Source organism: Acetobacter oeni (assembly GCF_011516825.1).
Classification (GTDB): Bacteria; Pseudomonadota; Alphaproteobacteria; order Acetobacterales; family Acetobacteraceae; genus Acetobacter; species Acetobacter oeni.
Window position 1 is genome coordinate 1 of record NZ_WOTA01000004.1, and the last position, 20,365, is coordinate 20,365.

17 protein-coding genes and 1 pseudogene are annotated in these 20,365 nt (G+C 58.4%); 8 read left to right on the forward strand and 10 right to left on the reverse strand.

Annotated elements, in window-relative coordinates:
* Window positions 1-153: 153 nt before the first annotated feature.
* The 5 genes from GOB90_RS03545 to cmk all read right to left on the reverse strand — a co-directional run bounded on the left by GOB90_RS03545 (window position 154) and on the right by cmk (window position 6,071).
* Window positions 154-1,257: an FkbM family methyltransferase gene (locus GOB90_RS03545; protein WP_198912611.1), complete on the reverse strand. Its 1,104-nt coding sequence runs from the start codon at window positions 1,255-1,257 to the stop codon at window positions 154-156.
* Window positions 1,258-1,348: 91 nt separating this feature from the next.
* Window positions 1,349-2,719, reverse strand: coding sequence for a chloride channel protein (locus GOB90_RS03550; RefSeq protein WP_146885816.1), 1,371 nt, complete (start codon window positions 2,717-2,719; stop codon window positions 1,349-1,351).
* A 453-nt stretch (window positions 2,720-3,172) separates the two neighbouring features.
* Window positions 3,173-4,120, reverse strand: coding sequence for a cation diffusion facilitator family transporter (locus tag GOB90_RS03555; RefSeq protein WP_261765911.1), 948 nt, complete (start codon window positions 4,118-4,120; stop codon window positions 3,173-3,175).
* 43 nt (window positions 4,121-4,163) lie between these two features.
* On the reverse strand, window positions 4,164-5,267 hold the full coding sequence (locus GOB90_RS03560; RefSeq protein ID WP_173571908.1) for a cation diffusion facilitator family transporter: 1,104 nt from the start codon (window positions 5,265-5,267) through the stop codon (window positions 4,164-4,166).
* A 147-nt stretch (window positions 5,268-5,414) separates the two neighbouring features.
* Window positions 5,415-6,071, reverse strand: coding sequence for a (d)CMP kinase (gene cmk, locus GOB90_RS03565; protein WP_146885820.1), 657 nt, complete (start codon window positions 6,069-6,071; stop codon window positions 5,415-5,417).
* Between the two features lie 523 nt (window positions 6,072-6,594).
* Between cmk and GOB90_RS03570 the strand changes: the two genes are divergently transcribed.
* Both GOB90_RS03570 and GOB90_RS03575 read left to right on the forward strand, forming a co-directional pair.
* Window positions 6,595-7,842: an MFS transporter gene (locus tag GOB90_RS03570; RefSeq protein WP_146885822.1), complete on the forward strand. Its 1,248-nt coding sequence runs from the start codon at window positions 6,595-6,597 to the stop codon at window positions 7,840-7,842.
* Window positions 7,843-7,863: 21 nt separating this feature from the next.
* The gene (locus GOB90_RS03575) at window positions 7,864-8,064 is read left to right on the forward strand and encodes a DUF2905 domain-containing protein (RefSeq protein WP_146885825.1); all 201 of its coding nucleotides are present in this window, start codon (window positions 7,864-7,866) and stop codon (window positions 8,062-8,064) included.
* A 25-nt stretch (window positions 8,065-8,089) separates the two neighbouring features.
* On the opposite strand, the gene purN is transcribed toward GOB90_RS03575, so the two are convergent.
* On the reverse strand, window positions 8,090-8,740 hold the full coding sequence (gene purN / locus GOB90_RS03580; RefSeq protein WP_261765912.1) for a phosphoribosylglycinamide formyltransferase: 651 nt from the start codon (window positions 8,738-8,740) through the stop codon (window positions 8,090-8,092).
* A gap of 155 nt (window positions 8,741-8,895) precedes the next feature.
* Window positions 8,896-9,993, reverse strand: coding sequence for a phosphoribosylformylglycinamidine cyclo-ligase (gene purM, locus GOB90_RS03585; RefSeq protein ID WP_146885827.1), 1,098 nt, complete (start codon window positions 9,991-9,993; stop codon window positions 8,896-8,898).
* 110 nt (window positions 9,994-10,103) lie between these two features.
* On the opposite strand from purM, the gene GOB90_RS03590 reads away from it, so the two are divergent.
* From GOB90_RS03590 to mltG, 5 genes and pseudogenes are all read left to right on the forward strand, one after another.
* Window positions 10,104-10,883, forward strand: a complete 780-nt coding sequence (locus GOB90_RS03590; RefSeq protein WP_146885829.1) for a P-loop NTPase family protein — start codon at window positions 10,104-10,106, stop codon at window positions 10,881-10,883.
* 314 nt (window positions 10,884-11,197) lie between these two features.
* Entirely contained in the window at window positions 11,198-13,345 is a 2,148-nt protein-coding gene (locus tag GOB90_RS03595) for an RNA degradosome polyphosphate kinase (RefSeq protein WP_373322122.1), read from the forward strand.
* 478 nt (window positions 13,346-13,823) lie between these two features.
* Window positions 13,824-14,474 (forward strand): annotated as a pseudogene (locus GOB90_RS03600) (acyltransferase family protein); the annotation flags it as partial.
* Window positions 14,475-14,607: 133 nt separating this feature from the next.
* Complete coding sequence (locus tag GOB90_RS03605) at window positions 14,608-15,486, forward strand: aldose 1-epimerase family protein (RefSeq protein ID WP_146885836.1); 879 nt, start codon at window positions 14,608-14,610, stop codon at window positions 15,484-15,486.
* Window positions 15,483-16,541, forward strand: a complete 1,059-nt coding sequence (gene mltG, locus GOB90_RS03610) for an endolytic transglycosylase MltG (RefSeq protein WP_242011768.1) — start codon at window positions 15,483-15,485, stop codon at window positions 16,539-16,541. The genes GOB90_RS03605 and mltG overlap by 4 nt, the downstream gene beginning before the upstream one ends.
* 45 nt (window positions 16,542-16,586) lie before the next feature.
* Here the strand turns inward: mltG and GOB90_RS03615 are convergent, their stop codons facing one another.
* Together GOB90_RS03615 and GOB90_RS03620 are read right to left on the reverse strand one after the other, a co-directional pair.
* Complete coding sequence (locus GOB90_RS03615; RefSeq protein ID WP_146885840.1) at window positions 16,587-17,474, reverse strand: lipid-binding SYLF domain-containing protein; 888 nt, start codon at window positions 17,472-17,474, stop codon at window positions 16,587-16,589.
* A gap of 140 nt (window positions 17,475-17,614) precedes the next feature.
* On the reverse strand, window positions 17,615-18,472 hold the full coding sequence (locus GOB90_RS03620; RefSeq protein WP_242011769.1) for a hypothetical protein: 858 nt from the start codon (window positions 18,470-18,472) through the stop codon (window positions 17,615-17,617).
* 202 nt (window positions 18,473-18,674) lie between these two features.
* On the opposite strand from GOB90_RS03620, the gene GOB90_RS03625 reads away from it, so the two are divergent.
* Complete coding sequence (locus tag GOB90_RS03625; protein ID WP_146885842.1) at window positions 18,675-19,655, forward strand: bile acid:sodium symporter family protein; 981 nt, start codon at window positions 18,675-18,677, stop codon at window positions 19,653-19,655.
* Here the strand turns inward: GOB90_RS03625 and GOB90_RS03630 are convergent.
* A complete protein-coding gene (locus tag GOB90_RS03630; protein WP_146885844.1) occupies window positions 19,643-20,365 on the reverse strand; it encodes a DsbA family oxidoreductase in 723 nt (240 codons plus the stop codon). The genes GOB90_RS03625 and GOB90_RS03630 overlap by 13 nt on opposite strands.

Below are 20,365 nucleotides of genomic sequence, written 5' to 3' on the forward strand. Positions count from 1 at the left end.
TGCCAGACTGAAGCAGTTCAGAGGTATTGCAACACGCTACGAAAAACTAAAGTCAACATGCCTCGCTGCCGTGCAACTCGTCTCCGCAATCAGCGGTATTAAATGACGACATGCCCTAGGGAGTTTCTGTCCAGATCGGAAATGTTTCTGTGTTCAGGGAAGAAGCGCGGGATTTCGCCAGCCCTGAAGACCATCCACGATTGTGACAGGCTTTTTGCTGTCCAGCGTGAAAATGCAGGGACGTTCGATTTCGGGTATCCATCCGGCGGCAGACAGGGTCGTAAAGAGACGCCCTTCGATTTCGCGTGAATGGGTGCCGATGACGAGACAGGCAACGGTGCTGTTCAGTTCCGGCAGGCAGTCTTCGATAAAATCCGCCTCACCGCCCTGGATATCCATATGGAGCAGATCGAGCCGTCCCCCGGGCGGGATGAGATCGGCAAGCGGCAGCATAGGCACTTCGACATGCGATCCTCTGGCTGTCGCTTCGCGCCGTTGCTGTTCCGATGCGTTGAAGACAGGCTCCAGGCCCCAGGACGCACCTTCGACCTGCTGGGTCGGAAAAAGGGCCATGCCTTTCCGACGCCCGGCGACCCCGTGAACAATCATGAATTCTTCGGGCTGAAACCCGTTTGTCAGACAGGCCTCTCTGGCAAAAGTCGCGTAAGCGGGTTCGCCTTCAACACCGATCAGGGTGACGCTTTTGCCGGCCCGACGTGCTGCGGCGCCGGCGTTGTTGATCCAGCACCCCCAGCCGCAGCCCAGCTCCATGACCGTAAAAGTCGGGCCGGACAGATCGACGGCCCGCAGAGCGGCACCCCATTCAGCGATGTCGGTATGCCAGTTTGCAGGAACGGGAAGACCGGCATTTACCTCACCTTCGCGGCCGGTGAGGATGCCGGGGAAAAAACGTGTGTCCGTATAGACGCCAAGATAATTGGCAAGGTGACCGACTTTGGGTCTGACATCGGTCGCCTGATATTTTTTCATCAGACCAACGGCATCGAATGCGCTGTTATAAAACCAGAACGGACTTTGGTGAGTGTTTCCGGTTCCTGCCGGACCGGTCAGGACCGCATCAAGCCGTGCCTGAACGGCATCCCGCTCTCTGACAAGGTCGTTTCGTTGTCTGTGAAGACGACGAAGCGGAGGAATACAAAGAGCCAGGGCGAGAGCGAGTTTTCGACCGATATCTCTGATATGTCCGGACCACCAGGAGATGATGCCGCCGGATGCAGCTTCGTGCGGCATAGACATATCAGTATTTACCCCGGCGACCTGTCAGAAACCATTATAGTGTAACAGGTTGCGGAAAATAACAAAATATTGCAGCAAAAAAGCACAATTATCAGAGACCCGGATTGTCTCTTTTTTCAGGTTTCTCTTCACGCTCCGCCGGAACGCTTTCGGGTGAAACGGTTCGCAGAAAACGTTCGGCGAGGGCGCCGTAAAGTGGTTGTTTGCAGATCATGCGGGAGACACCAAAGGCCAGAAAGGAACTGGCCAGAAGAGCAAGCGTCACCTGCTGATTGTCGCACATTTCCATGACGATAACAGTAGCAGTCAGAGGAGCCTGCACGACTGCGGAAAAATACGCCACGGTTCCAAGAAGAACGACTGCGCCGGGAGTGGTCTGAGGCAGAAACTGAGCCACCCAGCCGCCCATGCCGGCGCCCACGGAGAGTGACGGCGCAAACAGACCTCCGGGAATACCAGAGCAATATGAGACAATAGTGGCAATATACTTCAGGATAAAATAGGAGGCCGGGTAGTGTTCTTCGCCCTGAATGATGGCGCGGGCCTGAGCATATCCGGTTCCGTAGGTCATCCCGCCGGAAGCCAGACCGATGACGGCGAGAACCAGTCCGCAAAGGGCCGCAAAAGCGATGGGATGCTGAGCAATAAAACGTCCGGCCGTGCCTGGCAGCCCCCTGGAAGCACGGATCAGAATGGCAGAAAATGTCCCGCCGGTAATACCACCCAGCAGACCGCAGGCAATGACGGCCAGCCAACTCGCTCCGACGGGCACGACGGAATCTGTATGGCCGAAATAGCTGTAGTTACCGACCAGAGCGATCGCGGTGACACCGGCGAGAACGACACCAGCCAGCACAACGCCGCTGGTGCGCTGTTCGAAAGAGTGGGCCAGTTCCTCAATACCAAACACGATTCCTGCGAGCGGCGTGTTGAAGGCTGCGGCGACGCCGGCTGCTCCGCCTGTAAGGACGAGCGCGCGCCGGGAAAGAGCGTCACCGATATCTGTAAACCGGCCAACAGCGTTCATAATGGCGGCCCCGACCTGAACGGTCGGACCTTCGCGCCCGATCGACGCGCCCGCGAAAAGCCCCAGACAGGTCAGCAGGATTTTGGCGGCAGCGATTTTAAGAGAGAGAACGCGATTGACGACATCACCGTCGGAGAGATGCATGCAGGCGATGGCCTGAGGAATGCCGCTGCCCTGCGCACCGCGAAAATATGTGCGTGTCAGCCAGATAGACAGCGCGAGACCGCCGGGCGTAATGATCAGTATCAGCCAGGGACTGTAATCAAGAACATGATGACGGAGTTTTGCCGCATCATCGGCGAGAGTGGCGAAGGTGACCGCCACGATACCAACCATGACAGAGCCACCCCAGTAGATCAGTTTACGACGCCATTCCGCCGTTGTAATGCGGGCAGTTTCGCGAAAATGTCTGATACGGCCTGTAGCGGAGGACATGCGGTTTTTGTCAGCTTATTCCGGGATACGTGACGGGCGCCTTCGGAAGAACAGCGGAAGGCGAGGGACCTGATGTGGGCTTACGCCTCGCGGTATGACTTTCCAAGTCCTGAGATACAGTAATTACGTGGAATCTTACAGGCTGGTAACGCGGGTGCCATGACCGGGTTCATATCGTTTTTAGGAAAAGATTATTGTTCCCGCCGCATTGCATTTATGTGGAGATGAAAAATATCAACGCTGCATCACTCCGCCGGCAAGCGTTTCGATGCCGGAAATAATAAGGAAATGACTGGCTGAACAGCTAGTTAAAAGGAGAGTGAAATTATGATCCGTGTTCCGGACAAATCCCGGGGTGCGGACCAGAGCCATCCCCGGACAAAAGGTAGTCGACCGCAATCGTGGAAAGCACCCACCGAAATATAGCAGCAGAAAAACTTAAATCCGGACCCATTACAAAACATTGCTTTCAGCAGAATGCCTCTGCGATGCCGGAAAGACAGGATTCAGGATAATGCCCGTATTTTTCGCCTTATATTCCGGCTCGACATGGATATTGATCAGAGCGCGACCGATAACGCGGCGCAAACCGGCCTCAATGCGGTCGCAGATTTCGTGAACGACGGCGACGGTCATGGTGCCCGGAACCACGAGATGAAATTCGATGAAGGTGACCGCACCGACTTCACGCGTGCGGATGTCATGAGCCTCAATGGCGCCGGTAGCATTATCAGCGATTACTTCACGAAGTTTCTGCAGGGTCTCGGGGTCAGGCGCCTCATCCATGAGCCCCGCAACCGACTGACGAAGCATTTCCCAGCCAACGCGGAGCACGTTCACGGCGACAAGAGCGGCGAGAGCGGGGTCGAGCCAGCGCCAGCCGGTGAAAGGTATCAGGGCAAGCCCCGTGATGAGGCCAAAGCCAGTCCAGACGTCGGAGAGGACATGCTGTCCGCCGGCGACAAGGGCGGGCGAGCGCTTTGATCGACCGATCCGTAGCAGGGTCACGCCCCATGCGAGATTGAGAATTGTGGCAACCCCGTTGAGCACGATGCCGGCCCAGGGAGACGCAACGGTGGCAGGGTGGAGAAAGCCATCAACCGAGGCCTTGCCAATGGCAAACGCAGTGACGAGCACCATGGCGCTTTCGATAATGGCAGACAGATATTCGGCTTTATAGTGGCCGTAAGTATGGTTGTCGTCGGCCGGACGCTCGGCGAGTCTGATGGCCCACAGGCCGCCAATGGCCGCAACGACGTTGATGACGGTCTCCAGCGCATCCGATTTCAGCGCGACGCTGCCCGTACAGGCCCAGGCCGCGTATTTCAGGCAGAGAGCGAGAATCGCAACACCAAGACTCAGCCAGGCGACCGCTGTTTTGCTTTTATCGTCCGCTGTCACAGATACGGTGCTCTGTCCGCTAAGTTCAGCCTGAGGGGACGTTTCAGGCAACCGGCATCTCTCCGAGGCTGCACCCGGCATCACAGCGGGTCAGTTCGATCTGAAGGGTTGGGTGAATGATCCCGAAGCGCTCGCGCAGGGTCTGACCGGCGGCTTCGAGAATGGAATCATTGCCGCTGCTGTCTGCGGCGGTGCGGACAAGATGCGCGGTCAGGGCGGTTTCCGTGGTGCTCATGGCCCAGACGTGCAGATCATGCAGGCCGGTGACTCCCGGCAGACTGAGGAGATAGGTCTCGACGCCGCTGATGTCGATGCCTTTGGGAACACCGTCCAGCGCCATGTCGAGTGAGTCGCGCAGGAGAGACCAGGTCGCGGCGACGATCATTACCGAAATGGCAAGGCTGATGGCCGGGTCAAGCCAGAGAAGCCCTGTGAGCATGACGAGGGCGCCTGTGACGACCACGGCAAAGGAGGCGAGGGCATCCGTGGCCATATGCAGAAAAGCACCGCGAAGATTGAGATCGTTTTTCTGTCCGCCCATGAAGAGCAGGGCCGTGCCACCATTCACAAGGATACCGACAGCGGCGACGATCATAACGGTTTTGCCGACGACCGGTGCCGGATGCAGGAGGCGCAGCACGGCTTCCCAGGCAATGCCGCCCGTGACGAGCAGCAGAATCACGGCGTTGCTCAGTGCGGCAAGAATGGAGGAGCGACGCAGACCATAGGTAAAGCGGGCCGAGGGGGCGCGTCGGGCCAGATCGTGCGCGAGCCACGCGGCCCCGAGCGCCAGGACGTCCGACAGGTTGTGTCCGGCATCGGCCAGCAGGGCAAGGGAGTGGGAAAGCAGGCCCCAGATGGTTTCCGCGACCAGGTAGGCGGTATTAAGGCCGATCCCGAGAGCGAAGGCGAAGCCGAAGGATGAGGGGGCATGATGATGGTGCCCGAAGAGACCATGGTCATGATCGTGCTCGCCATGACCATGATCTCCGTGATCATGGTCGTGATTGTGCATGTGGTTCCCGTGATCACGCGAAATCTGAATACCGGACGATTCGTCATCTACGTGCGTATGACCGTCGTGGTCATGACCACAGGCCGTTGCGTGCGCGTGATGCGGATCGCTGTCTGTCAGGCGGGCTGTCATCGCACGGTCTCCTGGGGCGGACGAAAGAGCGCACGGCTCTGCATAAAAAAATATAGTCGGCGGACTTTAGTCCTGCGCTCCGTTTCCTGCGCCAGGGACGATATGGCGCCGGCCGGTGAATTTGCCTGCGGACGGGTATTGGGAAGATCAGAACGCTTTTGCGTCAAGAACGGATTTAACGATCCGGATCGCCTCGGCAAGAACCTGTTCGGCGATCAGCGTGTCCGTTTCGATTTTTACTGCGTCTGCCGCCATGCGAAGCGGTGCGGCCGAGCGGGAGGTATCGGCGCGGTCGCGTTCCGTCAGAGCGGCTTCGACTTCACTGATGCGGGCTTCCCGGTCAGGAGCGTCCACGCTTCCGCCTGTCTGCATATAGCGGCGTTCAGCCCGCGTCCGCACGGACGCGGTGATGTAGAGCTTAACGTCAGCATCAGGGAAAATTACGGTGCCAATATCACGACCGTCCAGCACGCCGCCGCGTTCGGCAGCGAAAGCACGTTGTGTGTGGACGAGGGCCTGTCTGACAGCTTGGTCACCGGCGACCAGGCTGGCGGCACGGTCAACATCCGGAGTGCGCAGATCGGTACGTTTCAGGTCGTCCGGACGCAGGGCAGCGGCGATCTGCTCGCCGGACTGCGTGGCAGGATCGAGATCTCCGTCAAGCATCAGACGACCGACGGCGCGGTAAAGCAGTCCGGTATCGAGATAGGGGAGGCAGAGGGCATCGGCGAGACATTTCGCGAGTGTCCCCTTGCCGGCGGCAGCAGGACCGTCCACGGCGATGACCGGTAGCGATTTCGTCATGGCATCATTCCTCTCTGCCGGTCTTTGTCATCCAGGCGACGTGTAGGGCAGGGCGATACCCCGTGGGGAAATTAACCGTCAACCTGCCGGCGCTGAGTCGGAAGCGGACAGATCAGGAGTGTCACTGTCAGAACACGCCTTCCGGAGAGCCTGTTTGCGGGTAAGCCCCACAGACACCAGGAAAGGGACCATTCTGACGCATAATGCGGTGACAGGGAAAGTGACAGCAGAAAGGACCGGTGGCACAGGCACGCAGACGGCACGGCTGACGCCGGTGATCCGGGCCGCATGGAAGTTCGACAGCGCCTGTTGTCCTGCCCGATGCGCGACCTGTTCAGGTGGAGTTCCCTGGGATGGACTGTGCTCATGTTGGTGTGAGCGTGCCTGTCGGCTGGAAGCATTCCCTCCGTTTCCTGTGCTGCAATCGAGGCACAGGCATAATGGTGTCGGGATCGTGAAGGCGGCGGGCGTGGCTTCGGGTGCGGCTGCGTGCAACGAACCGGGAGCGATCTGGAGACATTGCATGAACACTGAGCATATTTCCGCGTCTTCTTCCGGTGGGACAGCGGGTTGTGATCTGGCGACGGCGCGGCATGTTGTCGCCGCCTCTTTTCTGGGCTGGATGCTGGACGCATGCGATTTTTTCATCGTGCTGTTTACACTCGACAATGTGGCGGAAAGCTTTGCCGTTCCATTGAGCACGGTTCTGCTGGCGCCGACGCTGACGCTGCTGACCCGACCGATCGGCGCATTTCTGTGCGGCCGGGCCGCTGATAAATACGGACGGAAACCGGTCCTGATCTGGACGATCATGATTTACTCCGTGATCGAGGTCTCATCGGCTTTCGCGCCTACGATCGGCGTGTTTCTGGCGCTCCGGACACTGTTCGGGGTGGCGCTGGGCGGCGAGTGGGGCGTGGGTACATCCCTGATCATGGAGAGTGTGCCGTCGTCCTGGAAAGGCATGAGTTCGGGAATTTTACAGGCGGGCTATCCGGCGGGCTATCTGCTCGCTTCACTGATGTTTCTGCTTTTGCCGGCGTTCGGCTGGCGCGGTCTGTTTATCCTTGGCGGAAGCGCGGTGATTTCCGCGCTTTATATCTGGTGGCGGGTGCCGGAGAGCCCGGACTGGCTGGCGCGGCAGAAAGCTGGCAGCCGTGAGGTGGCTCCGGGACTGTGGAGCGTTATTCGCGGCAACACGGCTCTGTGCGTGTTTGCCGTGGCGCTGATGGCGTCGTTCAACTTCATGAGCCACGGCTCGCAGGATCTGTACCCGAAGCTGTTTCTGGCGCTGGAACGGAAAATCACACCGGATCATGTGACACTGATTGTGGTCCTTTATAATATCGGCGCGATAGCAGGCGGTATATTCTTCGGCTTCCTGTCCCAGAAAATCGGTCGTCAGTATGCGATTGCGACAGCAGCTTTCCTGGTTCTGCCGCTGTTGCCGCTGTGGACACTGCCGCATTCTTCGGTGTGGCTGACCATCGGAGCAATCTGTATGCAGTTCTGCATCCAGGGAGCCTGGGGGGTGGTCCCGGCTTATCTGAGTGAGTTGTCACCGGCGTCGGTGCGGGCGACATTTCCGGGTGTGGCCTATCAGTTCGGCAATCTGATTGCGGCAAGCAATGCGCTGTTGCAGCATGGAATTGCATCCTCTCTGGGGGTGGGACTGGCGTTGCCTCTGATGCTGGTTGTGGGCGCGGCGGCACTTTCGGTACTGACGCTGACGCTGTTGAATGCGAAGCTGCATCCAATGGAGCGGGTATGACGCTGACGGAGTAAGGCCGGAATGTCACGATTGCTGATTATGACAGGTCTGGCAATTGTGGCGGCAGGCGTGCTGTGGCCGTGGCTGATGCGGCTTCATCTCGGGCGGTTACCCGGAGATATCGTGATTCAGCGGCCCGGATTTACTTTTTATATGCCCATCATGACGGGGATATTGCTCAGTGTCGTGCTGTCACTGATTATGTGGCTGGCCAGGCGATAGAACGGCAGGACAACTCTGGTCCTGCTCACACCACAATCAGGCTGTTCTCTGCCATGCCAGCGCATTCCGGAGTCATTCCTGTGAGAATATGGCGAAGCGCCGCCGGATAGAGGACGTGCTCCTGTGCCAGCACCCGGGCCGCGAGAACGTCGGGGGTGTCTGTCGAAGGGAAGACCGGAACGGCGGCCTGAGCAATGATGGGGCCTTCATCCATGCCCGCCGTAACATGGTGGACGGTGCAGCCGTGAATACGCACTCCGGCTTCAAGCGCCCGTTCATGGGTGTGGGTGCCGGGAAAAAGTGGCAGCAGGCTGGGGTGGATATTGATCATGCGTCCGGCCCAGGCGTTTGTGAACCATGGAGTAAGCAGGCGCATGTACCCTGCGAGACAGACAAACTCGATACCGGAGGCGGTAAGAGCTTCGTTAACGGCGCGTTCGTGGGTTTCCCGATCTTTGCCGCAGGATTTGTGAGGGACAGCAATGGCCCGCACTCCGGCTTCACGGGCATAGGTCAGACCGGCGGCATCTTCGCGGTTACTCAGAACAAGAGCGACCGTTGCCGGAAAATCGGCAGCGGTACAGGCCGTAACGAGAGAGCGCATATTGCTGCCCCGGCCACTGATCAGAATGGCAATCCGGATTTTGCGTCGGGCAGGCAGGGAAGAAGACGTCACGGGCGATCTGATCCTGAGTGGCAGCTAAATTTGAGAAAATTTTATAATCAACATGCTATCTATGTTTTCTAAAGCATTTTCTCATAAAGCTTATTTTTATAAAAACTTTAAAAACAATAAGTTATATAGATTTTCTTATGTAAAGCCTGAATTACTCAGGGCCACGTGAATTCCGGCATGATCTTCATGTCGAGTGTCGGTGCATCATCTTGCGGAGCGCTTTCGATACGGCCCAGGACAACGGGGGCTTCACCAAGTTCCAGCAGGCGGGCGCATGTTTCATCCGGCTTCGGAGTCAGCAGGATCATGCCAAGGCCGCAGTTGAACACCCGGAGCATTTCATCGGGTGCTACATTTCCGGTCTGTGCCAGCCAGCAGAAGACGGGCAGCGGCGCCCATGGCCGATCGATGACGGCGCTGGTACCGGCAGGCAGGACGCGCGGAAGGTTACCAGGCAGCCCTCCGCCGGTGATATGGGCCGCGCCGGAAATCAGACCTTCGCGGTGAAGCGTAAGAACCTGCTGCACATAAAGCCGCGTCGGAGTCATCAGGGCTTCCGCGAGCGTTTTGCCTTCCGCAAAAGGAGCCGGATCGGAAAGGCTGAGGCCCGCGCTTTCCAGAATGCGGCGGACAAGGGAGAAGCCATTGGAATGCACGCCGCTGGAAGGCAGGCCGATGAGTGTGTCGCCTGCGCGGATGGAGCCGGGCAGAAGATTATGTCGCTCGGCAGCCCCGACAGAAAAGCCGGCGAGATCGTAGTGACCTGCGGCATACATGCCCGGCATTTCCGCCGTTTCACCGCCAACAAGGGCGCATCCGGAAAGGCGGCAGCCCTCCGCGATACCTCGGACAACACGGGCAGCATCCTCGACAGCGAGTTTGCCTGTGGCAAAATAATCGAGAAAGAAAAGTGGTTCGGCACCCTGAACAACAAGGTCGTTGACGCACATGGCGACAAGATCGATCCCCACGGTATCGTGCAGGCCGCTGTCGATGGCGAGATTCAGCTTGGTGCCGACTCCGTCGGTGCAGGACACGAGGACGGGGTCGGTAAAACCGGCCGCCTTGAGATCGAACAGTGCCCCGAAACCGCCCAGTCCGCCCATGACGCCACGCCGTGTGGTGGCTTTTGCCGCCGGTTTGATGGCTTCGACAAGAGCATCCCCTGCTTCAATATCCACACCGGCTTCACGATAAGTGAGGCCCTGGTTCCGGGCGCCGGACTTCACGGTGTCGGGTTTGGAGTGGCTCATCGGTCTGCTCGTCTTGTCTGAGGATGTCCGATCAGTGCTCGAACATCCGTGGCGTTTGAGGTAACAGGGTTCCGGGTTTCTTTACGGCAGGCGGGGCGGCGCGCATAGCGGTGACTGAGCAGGTTTCCGATCCGGAATGGTCTGAAGCGGCGCCCTCGCGCATCAGGGCAGGTGCGACCGGAGAAATCCGCGGGCCTGAAATGTCGACTCAGACAGCCTTTCTGTTCCGCCATCAGCCGCGATTTGATGAAACGGGATTTGTTGCGGCGCAATCCAATGCTTCAGCGCGGGCGTGGCTTTTTTCACGGGATGCCATGCAGGGCTGGTCGGAGAGCCGGCTGATTTTATGGGGCGCGCCGGGACGCGGCAAGACACATCTGTTACAGGCATGGGCAAAGCGATGCGGCGCTGCGGCTATGGAATGCAGCGATGGCATTCCGGACGCGGCGGTTCTGATGGAAGACGCTCCCGCAGCTCTGGCTCTTGATTCTGTTCCGACTGCGGATTTTGATGAGCTGGCGCTCCTGCGGATCGTCAATATGGCCCGCGAGCATCGGGTGCCGCTCCTGATGACAGCGCGGCTGCCACCCGGACGATGGAGAGTTTCTCTTCCCGATCTTTGCAGCCGTCTGAGGGCAACGATGACGGTGGAGCTGAAGCCCGCCGAGGATGCGTTGCTGCTCCGTCTGATGTTGCGGCTGCTCGCGGAGCGCCAGCTTGTGGTGACACGGCCGGTCACGGAGTGGCTGCTGCACCGCCTGCCGCGTGAAGCGCGGGCAGTGCACGAGGCTGTTGCCAGGATTGATGCCATGACACTGGCTGCCGGAATACCGCTGGACCGCAAAGGTGCCGCGCGGGTGCTGGAGGACATATGCGGAACCTCGGAATGACACGGAACCAGAACACCTGTCCGGTCGATTCAAAAAAAATGTCATGTGACAGCAGTGGATTGTCGGCGTACGGTTGCCGCTCTGAATTGACCCGGCGATGACCGGACCGGACTGACTGGAGTAAAGCGTTGGCGGGGAGTGAAGGTGGTAGCAGGACACGAGGCACGGGGCGCAGGGTAAAAGGCACGACGGGAGCAGAGGCAAAGGCCCGATCCCGGTCAGCGCGGAATGTTGCGGCAGTTGCCGAAAAAAAGACAGGCAAAACCAGGTCGGCTCTTGCTGCCGTCCGGACCAGAGACGCGGTCAGCCATACGATTGACGCAACATCTTCTGACCGTTTCATCAACAGGGAACTGTCCTGGCTGGCATTTAATCAGCGTGTCGTGGAAGAGGCGGAGAACGTCCGGAACCCTCTGCTTGAACGGCTGCGCTTTCTGTCGATCAGCGCCAATAATCTTGATGAATTCTACTCGGTGCGCGTGGCCGGTCTTGTTGGTCAGGTGCGGGAAGGGCTGATCTCACTGTCGCCCGACGGTCTGACGCCGGCACTGCAACTCGCTGCTGTCCGGGAAAGGTCGGCGCAGCTTCTGCGGGAACAACAGCGTATATGGACGCATCTGCGGGAGCTTCTGGCCGATGCAGGCGTGGTACTGTGCGGCCTTGAGCAGCTTGATGAAGCTGACAGGGTCTGGCTCACAGATTACTTCATGGAGCGTGTGTTCCCGGTTCTGACACCGCTTGCGGTGGACCCGGCACATCCCCTGCCATTTATCCCCAATATGGGGCTGGCGCTGGCGCTGCGTCTGATTTCGGCCGAGACGGATAAGTTCGTGATGAACGGGCTCATTCTGCTGCCGGCGCAGGTGGACCGGTTCATTCGTCTGCCATCTCCGCCGGGAAAGCCGCTTGTTGTCCGGTTCGTACTGCTTGAGAACCTGATTACGCTTTGTATTGACCGGCTTTATCCGGGTCTGGTGATCGGCGAAGGCGGTATGTTGCGTGTCGTGCGCGATACCGATGTCGAATTTGAAGACGAAGCGGAAGATCTTGTCCGTTCCTACGAGACGGCGTTGAAACAGCGGCGGCGCGGCGTGGTCATCCATGTGGATATGGAAGCACGGGTTCCTCCCGAACTGGCAGCCGCGATTGTCGACGAGCTTGATCTGCCGCCGGAAGAGGTCTCCGTTCATTCCGGAATGATCGGCGTGGTCGATCTGAAGCAGATGATCGTCGATGATCGCCCGGATCTGCTGTTTCCCCCTTATACGCCACGTTTCCCGGAGCGGATTGTCGATTTCGGCGGGGATTGTTTCGCTGCGATCAGGGCTAAGGATCTGATCGTTCATCACCCGTTCGAGAGTTTTGATGTGGTGGTACAGTTCCTGCGTCAGGCGGCGCTGGACCCGAATGTTATCGCGATCAAGCAGACGTTATACCGGACATCGCGTGATAGTCCGATTGTAAAGGCGCTGATCGAGGCCGCCGAATCCGGAAAATCCGTGACGGCGATGGTTGAACTGCGGGCGCGGTTTGACGAGGAGGCGAATATCCGTCTGTCCAGGGCACTGGAGGCAGCGGGCGTGCAGGTGGTCTTCGGGTTTGCGGATCTGAAGACGCATGCAAAGCTGAGTCTCGTTGTCCGGCGCGAAGGGAGCACGGTTCGCTCTTACGCGCATTTCGGGACCGGCAATTATCATCCGATCACAGCGAAGATTTACACGGATCTGTCCTTCTTCACCTGTAATCCGGAACTGGTGCGGGATTCGGCCCGGCTGTTCAATTATGTGACCGGCTACGCGATGCCGTCGAAGATGGAAGCGATTGCCTTCTCTCCGCTGACCTGCCGCAAGACGCTGGAGAAGCTGATCGACGATGAAATCGCCTTTGTGCGGGCAGGGAAACCCGGACAGATCTGGCTGAAGATGAATGCGCTTGTCGATCCTGAACTGATCGACAAGCTATATGCGGCGTCCTGCGCGGGCGTGAAAATCATGTGTATCGTTCGCGGGATGTGCTGTCTGCGTCCCGGTGTGCCGGGATTGTCCGAGAATATCCGGGTAAAGTCGATTGTCGGACGCTTTCTGGAACATGCGCGGATTTACGCATTTGGAAACGGGCACCGGCTGCCATCACGTTCAGCGAAAGTGTTTATTTCATCGGCTGACTGGATGACACGGAATATGGACTGGCGGGTGGAAAGTCTGGTTCCGATTATGAACAGCACGGTTCACGCTCAGGTGCTGGATCAGATCATGGTAACGGATCTGAAGGACAATCTGAATTCGTGGGTTCTGGAACGGACAGGACGTTATCGTCGGCTGGATCCCGGCACGAAGCCGTTTTCGGCGCATGAATGGTTCATGACGCATCCGTCCCTTTCCGGGCGCGGTTCCGCGGCCGTCGATGTGGGTATGCGCGCAGCATTGCCACCGCATCCACGGGACCGTCTGGCCGAAGATTAGGTTGTTTCGTTAGCGGGACAGAATGGATGCAGCAGCGAACCTGATGCGCGCTCGTTCTGTTCTGCTGCAATGTCGGTCTCAGCGGGTCGTTGCGGACCATTTTCCGCAAGGTTGTCAGATTTCCGTCTTTTTTAGAGCAACCGCACCGCGCCTGTGTATCCGGGCAGGCATGCTACCGGTCAGCACGTATCATTGCTGCAATCGATAGTCAGGAGACAAAAAAGCGCTCAATCGAGCCTCTGTGCGCAGGTTTTTCTCCGCTGTCATGACTTCGATATGTCCTTTGCGCCGAAGAGGCACGCGGTGTGATGCGTCAGGAGGTGCGTGTCTATCCGTTAAACACGCTCATTATGGTTGCAATGATCCCCCTTGGTAATCTGGTTCCCGGACTATGTGCAGCATGACAGATTTTTTGAAACGCCGAAGTTTGCTTATAAAGCTGACAATCTGTCCTGGCCCGTCCTAGTCATTAAGTGCTGAAGTTCTCGGTTATCTGCTTTTTCCTGAAATGGTTCTATATATAAACAAAGTTAAATCACGGATATTATGTTTGTCTATAGCATCCATTTCTCGTGCTCTCACCTGCCCTATACTCGTTACAACCCATCATGCTTATGATAATCCAACCGGTACAATGGGTGCCGTGCGCATGTTGGGTGGATTTATCGCCGGCATTTCTCTTGCTCGCCTGATGAAGCTTTCCCCGCCCGAAAATCTGCATCACGGGGCTGAAATAACCTGGGCGGCGCTGGCGTTTCTGATTCTGACATTTGTTTTCCCTGTTATAAATCCGATCCAGAGTTTTGGCTTTGCCGTGCTTATTATGGGGCTGGCATGCCAGGGCGGATTTATCGATCGCTGCCTTCGTTCACGTCTTGCATTATGGCTCGGCGCGATCTCCTTCCCATTTTATATGATCCATTACACCGCCTTTAAGATTTTCCAGTGGGCATGCGGCCCATGGATGGAGACGCTGCGGGCCGGAGAATGCGCCCTCGTACTGTGCGTTCTCGCCGGTGTGATTCTGTTGCTTGCGTGGGCATTACACGAATGGGTCGAACGCCCTTCACACAGGCTTGCTTGCACGGAAATGGACAGGCCCCCGGGTGCAGACCTGAGAAAGGACTGATACCTGTGAGATATCCTGCCAGATCAGTGAAACAGAATACCGTGATGTAACCCCCGTTTCCTTCGGAGCAGGTTTTACGATCCGGGAACTATGCGTCATACAGACTTCCGGATGAATGCTCCGGGGGACCGCTATGAATAATGAAATTCACACGTTCGGCGATGCCTTGCTAAAGGCAACGGTTTCGGCACGCGGTGCGGAACTGACATCGCTGACACAGGCGGATGGTGCGCCGCTGTTGTGGAACGCCGGACCGGAGTGGCGGCGTCACTCTCCGGTATTGTTCCCGATTGTGGGGCGTCTGCCAGGCGATACAGCAACGATCGACGGCAAAGCATATCATCTGACGCAACACGGGTTCGCACGCGATCAGGCGTTTCAGTTCGTCGAAACGACAAGTGATGGCTGTGTGCTGGAACTGCATGAAAACGAAAGAAGTCTGGCTGCTTTTCCGTTCCGGTTCCGGTTGAGGATCGCGTATGCGATTGCCGGTGGAAAGCTGGCGGTTCACTATACGGTCGTGAACCCCGATGACCGAAAAGTGCTGCATGCGTCTCTGGGTGCGCACCCGGCATTTCTCTGGCCCCTTCATAAGGGCGATCCCGGAACCGCGTATCGCCTGGTATTTGAAGAGCCGGAGCCGGAGCCGATCCGCCGGGTGTCCGGCGGACTGCTTTCCGCCGCAGCGTATCCGACACCTGTGAACGGCCGTGAATTGGCGCTCGATGATTCGCTGTTCGCAGATGACGCGGTGATTTTCGACCAGATCAGAAGCCGTTCACTTGTGTTCGGGCGACCCGGAGCAGCCGGGCTCAAAGTGTCCTGGGAAGGATTTCCCGAACTGGGTGTGTGGACAAAGCCGGGGGCCCCTTTTCTCTGCATCGAGCCATGGCACGGCCTCGCAACACCGCAGGGATTTAGTGGGGAATTTCGTGACAAACCGGGTCTGTTTCATCTTCAGCCGGGCGAGGCATGGGAAGCCGGATGGGCCGTGGAGGTCGTGAACGCTTGAGCAGACCCGCCCGAAAAAAAACAGACGGTGCGAAAAAACAGACGGCAGGGAAGCCTCGGCGCCGAAGCTGGCCGCGTCGTCTCGCCGGTCTTCTGGCTGGTAGCCTCTTGCTGGGCGGCAGCCTCGCCGGTGTCGGATACTGGCGATATGTAGCGCCCGGACCGCTGCCAGCTTCGACGCCGCTGGTCATTCCGCCCGGCGGTTATACCAGCACGATCGCCGCACTTCAGCATGGAGGCGCTGTAAGGGATAACCCGGTTGATACCTGGCTTTTTCAAACTGCGATCATCCTGACGCGTCGGGACGGGCAACTGCATGCGGCGGAACTGCAATTCCCGGCTATGGGGTCCATGCGCGATATTCTGTTCGTGCTGCGGCATGGTCAGCCCGTGCGTCATCCGATCACTATTCCGGAAGGTCTGACGGCAAAGCAGATTGCCGCGCTCGTGAATGACGCACCATTGCTGACCGGACATCTGGACGTGCCGCCGGAAGGCGAAGTGCTGCCTCAGACGTATAATTATCTTCGTGACATGCCCAGAACGACACTTGCTCTGCGGATGAAGCTGGCAATGCAGCGCGAAGTTGTGCGGATCTGGACGAGCAGGGTGCCTTCTCCCGAGTTGCGAGACCCGGAACAGTTAGTGATTCTGGCATCAATTGTCGAAAAAGAGACCGGATTGCCGGAGGAACGGCCCCATGTGGCACGGGTGTTCCTTAACAGGCTAAGGCTCGGTATGAAATTGCAGGCTGATCCGACCACAATCTACGCGCTGACAGATGGCGCCGGACATCTCGGTCGCCCTCTGACGCATGCGGATATGAGTATACAGAGCCCGTATAATACCTACGTCACAGCAGGGCTGCCGCCGACGCCAATCTGTTCGCCGGGCGTGGCGGCGCTTGAGGCCGTGGCGCATCCTGCCCCGGGAGACGACTTATATTTTGTAGCGTCCGGTAACGGCACGCATCGGTTTACGGCATCGCTGGATGAGCATAACCACAATGTCGATGCACTGCGGGCATTAAGGGAAAACGCTGCCAGCCCTCCCTAAGCCGTCGCCCCCGGCTGCCGATATCAGCGGGGACGACAGGGCCGGTCAGTAATGTTTGCCTGAGGTAACCGGGGGCAGGGATTGTGACTGGATAGCGCCGGAACCAGAGGAGGTGGACGGTGTGAGCGAGGTCGGGCCATCCGCCATCCCTGCTCCTGTTCCGGATGTGTCCGCTCCGGCAGCACCGGTTGACGTGGTGGCCTCGGCTGCTGTCGCACTCGTGCTGTAGCGTGTCAGGATTTCACGCAGCGGATCAGCTGCGGTATTGTTCACACGCATCGACACCACGATCTCCTCCGGGCCGACGATCTGATTGTAGTACGCACGATTCGCGTCGCTGTCGACGGTCAGTTTCGAGCCTCCGAGAGATACACCGGCAAACACGCCGGAGGATTTCTGGATAGCCATAATATCGGTGTTGGAGCGTCCGGCAGTCCCGCTTTCGATCCCGCCGCCCAGGGTCGCGAACGACGCATTAGCATTGGCGCCAAACTGGAACTGACTGTCGAGCAGGGCCTGCAAACCGCGATCAGTCATAACGAAGAATATGATCTCGGAAGACTGCACGCCAAGCTGAAAGCCCAGCGAGGCTGAACCAAGTCTGTAGAACGCGGGATCGGACCAGGAACCCCGGGCATCGCGCGACATGAGAACACATCCGCCTCCGGAGCCGCCGATACCGATCGACATGCGAAAGACGGAGGGACAGACCATGACAGCGCGGGATTTTCCAAGATAACGATAAACGCGATCCGTCGTTTTCGCACCGATAAAAATATCCTGCACAGCCAGCGTGGCTTTATCGACCAGTGTCTGCTGCGTTTCATTGGAAGCGGCGCGACTCTGTGCAGGCAGGGCGAACAGCCCCGCAACCGCCGTCGTAAGGGCGGCTGCGGTATAAATCGAAAGCCGAAAGGAACGGCGAGCCCGCATGCGAAAGGTCTCCTGTCACGAGGCGAAGCAGATCGAATCGCCTGAATTTGTGGCGGCAGCATGGCCGAGGTTACGGCCGCCTGCAATTTTAAGTCCTGTGAAAAAGATGCGACGTCACGCCCGGACCTGAGCCGGCCGCGTTATTTCAGAGGGAGAGGGACCCCGTTTACGGTGAGCACGCCACCTTCCCACGTTGTGTCCCAGGTATTGCCGCCATCTGCCTTGTGGCTGACCATACGCGCGAGAATCAGGGCGGTGGCAATCTTCATCTGACCATCCTGTCGTGCATGGTCGATCAGCGCGCTGATGTCGCGGACTTCGAGATGACCGCTCGCCGAAGTGTTGTCCGTTTCCCCCGTCAGCGTCGCTCGCCCGTTGCCGGACAGTTCGATTGTGTCGCGCTGTGCCGTCAGAGAACTGATTGTCACATGCACGGCGGGAAGAGTGGCAGTTTTGCCCGCCGTGGCGGCCATCAGCGGGGCAAGTTCGCCTTGAGGCAGCGTGAAACTGGCCGTGGCGGAAGACGGCATCAGGGACGGCGTGGCCACACCACTGACAGATACGCCGCTGACCGACAGAGTGGCATCCGCGCTGGCGCCGCCATTTTGTAGAGTAAGCCGGGTCGAGCCAATGCCGATATGAAGCGCACCGCGTTTGACGCTCACGCCACTCCAGTTCAGGGAAAGGTTGTGACTGGCGGCAAGGGTGGTCTCGGCGCTCCTGCCTTCGTTTTCCAGCCATGAGGAACAGGCCGCATCATGGTGGCCGGTGAGGGCCGCGAGCAGCAGAACAGAGGCCGCATCGGCAAGATCCGGTCCGGCATCTGCCGTTGTCCCTGTCAGCGACTGGCTGGTCGCGGTCAGAGTGCCGCCACCGGAGCCCGCCGTGACTATGATACGATCGAAAGAAGTCCGCTCCTGATCGGCGCTGTGCCCCCCATGCGTGATCCGGGCACAGCCGGCAGGGATCGCAGAAGCACGCGATACGGAAGATGTCACGGCTCCGCAAAGCAGGAGACCAGTGAACGCGGCGGCTGACAGGCGGTAACGGTATCGCGACAGCCTGACAGGATGAATGGCTAAGTATTTCATTTGACGGTAAACGTGGCCCAGATAGCGGTAATTCGCAATCGTGCCGGAGCACATGGTGCGCTGCGCCGTGTCTGCTCTGTGAATCTGGTCTGTGAATCTGGAAAAAATTATGCTGTTCAAGCCGGACCCGTTTCTGCTCAGTCTGATCGTGACGCTGATTATCGCAACGATTCTACCCTGTCATGGCGCGGCTGTTCCGGTGTTTCAGTGGCTTGCCATCATCGTGATTGCGATCATGTTTTTTCTTCAGGGCGCGCGACTGTCCCGGACGGCCGTGGTGAATGGGCTGACGGCGTGGAAGCTGCATCTGACGATTCTGGCCTGCACCTTCGCCTTGTTTCCCCTGCTTGGTCTGGCACTGCACGCCCTGGCGCCGGGACTGCTGCTTGATGATGTGTGGATGGGCGTTCTGTTTCTGTGCTGTCTGCCATCAACAGTACAGTCCTCGATTGCATTCACGTCGATCGGACGCGGAAATGTCCCGGCGGCCGTCTGTTCGGCGACGGCTTCGAACATCGCGGGAATTTTCATTACGCCCCTGCTGGTCGGGCTGGTTCTGGCGAAGCACGGCGCACAGTCAGGCGGAGTAATGGGTATTGTGCTGCAACTGCTCCTGCCATTTGTGGCGGGACAACTCCTGCAGCCCTGGATCGGCGGCTGGGCGCATCGCAATAAAAAGCTTCTCTCCATGACAGACCGGGGATCGATCCTGATCGTGGTTTACACCGCTTTCAGCGAGGCGATCGTGCAGGGGCTCTGGCATCGCCTGCCACTGGAACAACTGGCGATCATCGCACTTGTGGATACGCTGCTTCTGGTGACTGTACTGACTGTGACAACATTCGGCAGCCGGATGCTCGGTTTTTCGCGCGAAGACGAGGTCGCCATCGTGTTCTGCGGGTCGAAAAAGACTCTGGCATCAGGCGTCCCGATGGCAAATGTACTGTTTCCGGCCGCAAGCGTCGGTTTCGTTGTCCTGCCACTGATGCTGTATCATCAGATCCAGCTTTTTGTCTGTGCGTGGATCGCGCGTCGGTTCGCGCGGCAGGCGGAGATATCGGAAGCGGGCAGCAGCAATCAGACAGTCTGAAACGGTGCGGCGCCCGGGCTCCAGCCTTTGTCCGCCGCCTGGGTCGCAGCCGAAAGACTGGTTGCAAGCGCCGCATCAAGCAGTCTGTTGAGAACCGATGCGTCATGCACACCTGTCATCGCCAGTCCATCGATAATGATGGACGGGACACCGTTAATACCGGCGCGCTGGGCGTTGATCTGGTCAGACGTCACCGTTCCGATCAGCGTGCGCCCGACAAGAAAATGCAGCGCCAGGTCAGGATCAAAACCGTGCTGTTCCGCGATATAAGCAAGCGTGACAGGATTGCCGATATCGGCGCCATTTCTGAAGTGAGCGTCAAGAATCGCCAGCACGAGGCTTGTGCAGTCCCCGCGTGAGGCGGCCCATGCGATAAGCCGGTGGGCGTCCATCGTGGGCGGAACATGGGTAATGCGATCAAAATGCAGTGTTGTCCCGAGACTACGCCCCTGATTTTCAATGAGATGCAGAAGGCGGCGGCCGCGGTCATCGCTTCCGTGCCGTCCCCGAAGCCAGGCAGAAAAAGTTATGCCTCCCGGAGGAGCGCCGGGGTTCAGGATAAACGGGCGCCAGATATAGTTTATGTCGACATCGGTCCGGCTGCGGAATGCGGAAACCGCCGTTTCGACACCCAGACAGCTCCAGGGGCAGACAAAGTCAAAGACGACTTCGACACCGATTCTGGTCCGAACTGGGGCGAGCATGTTCAT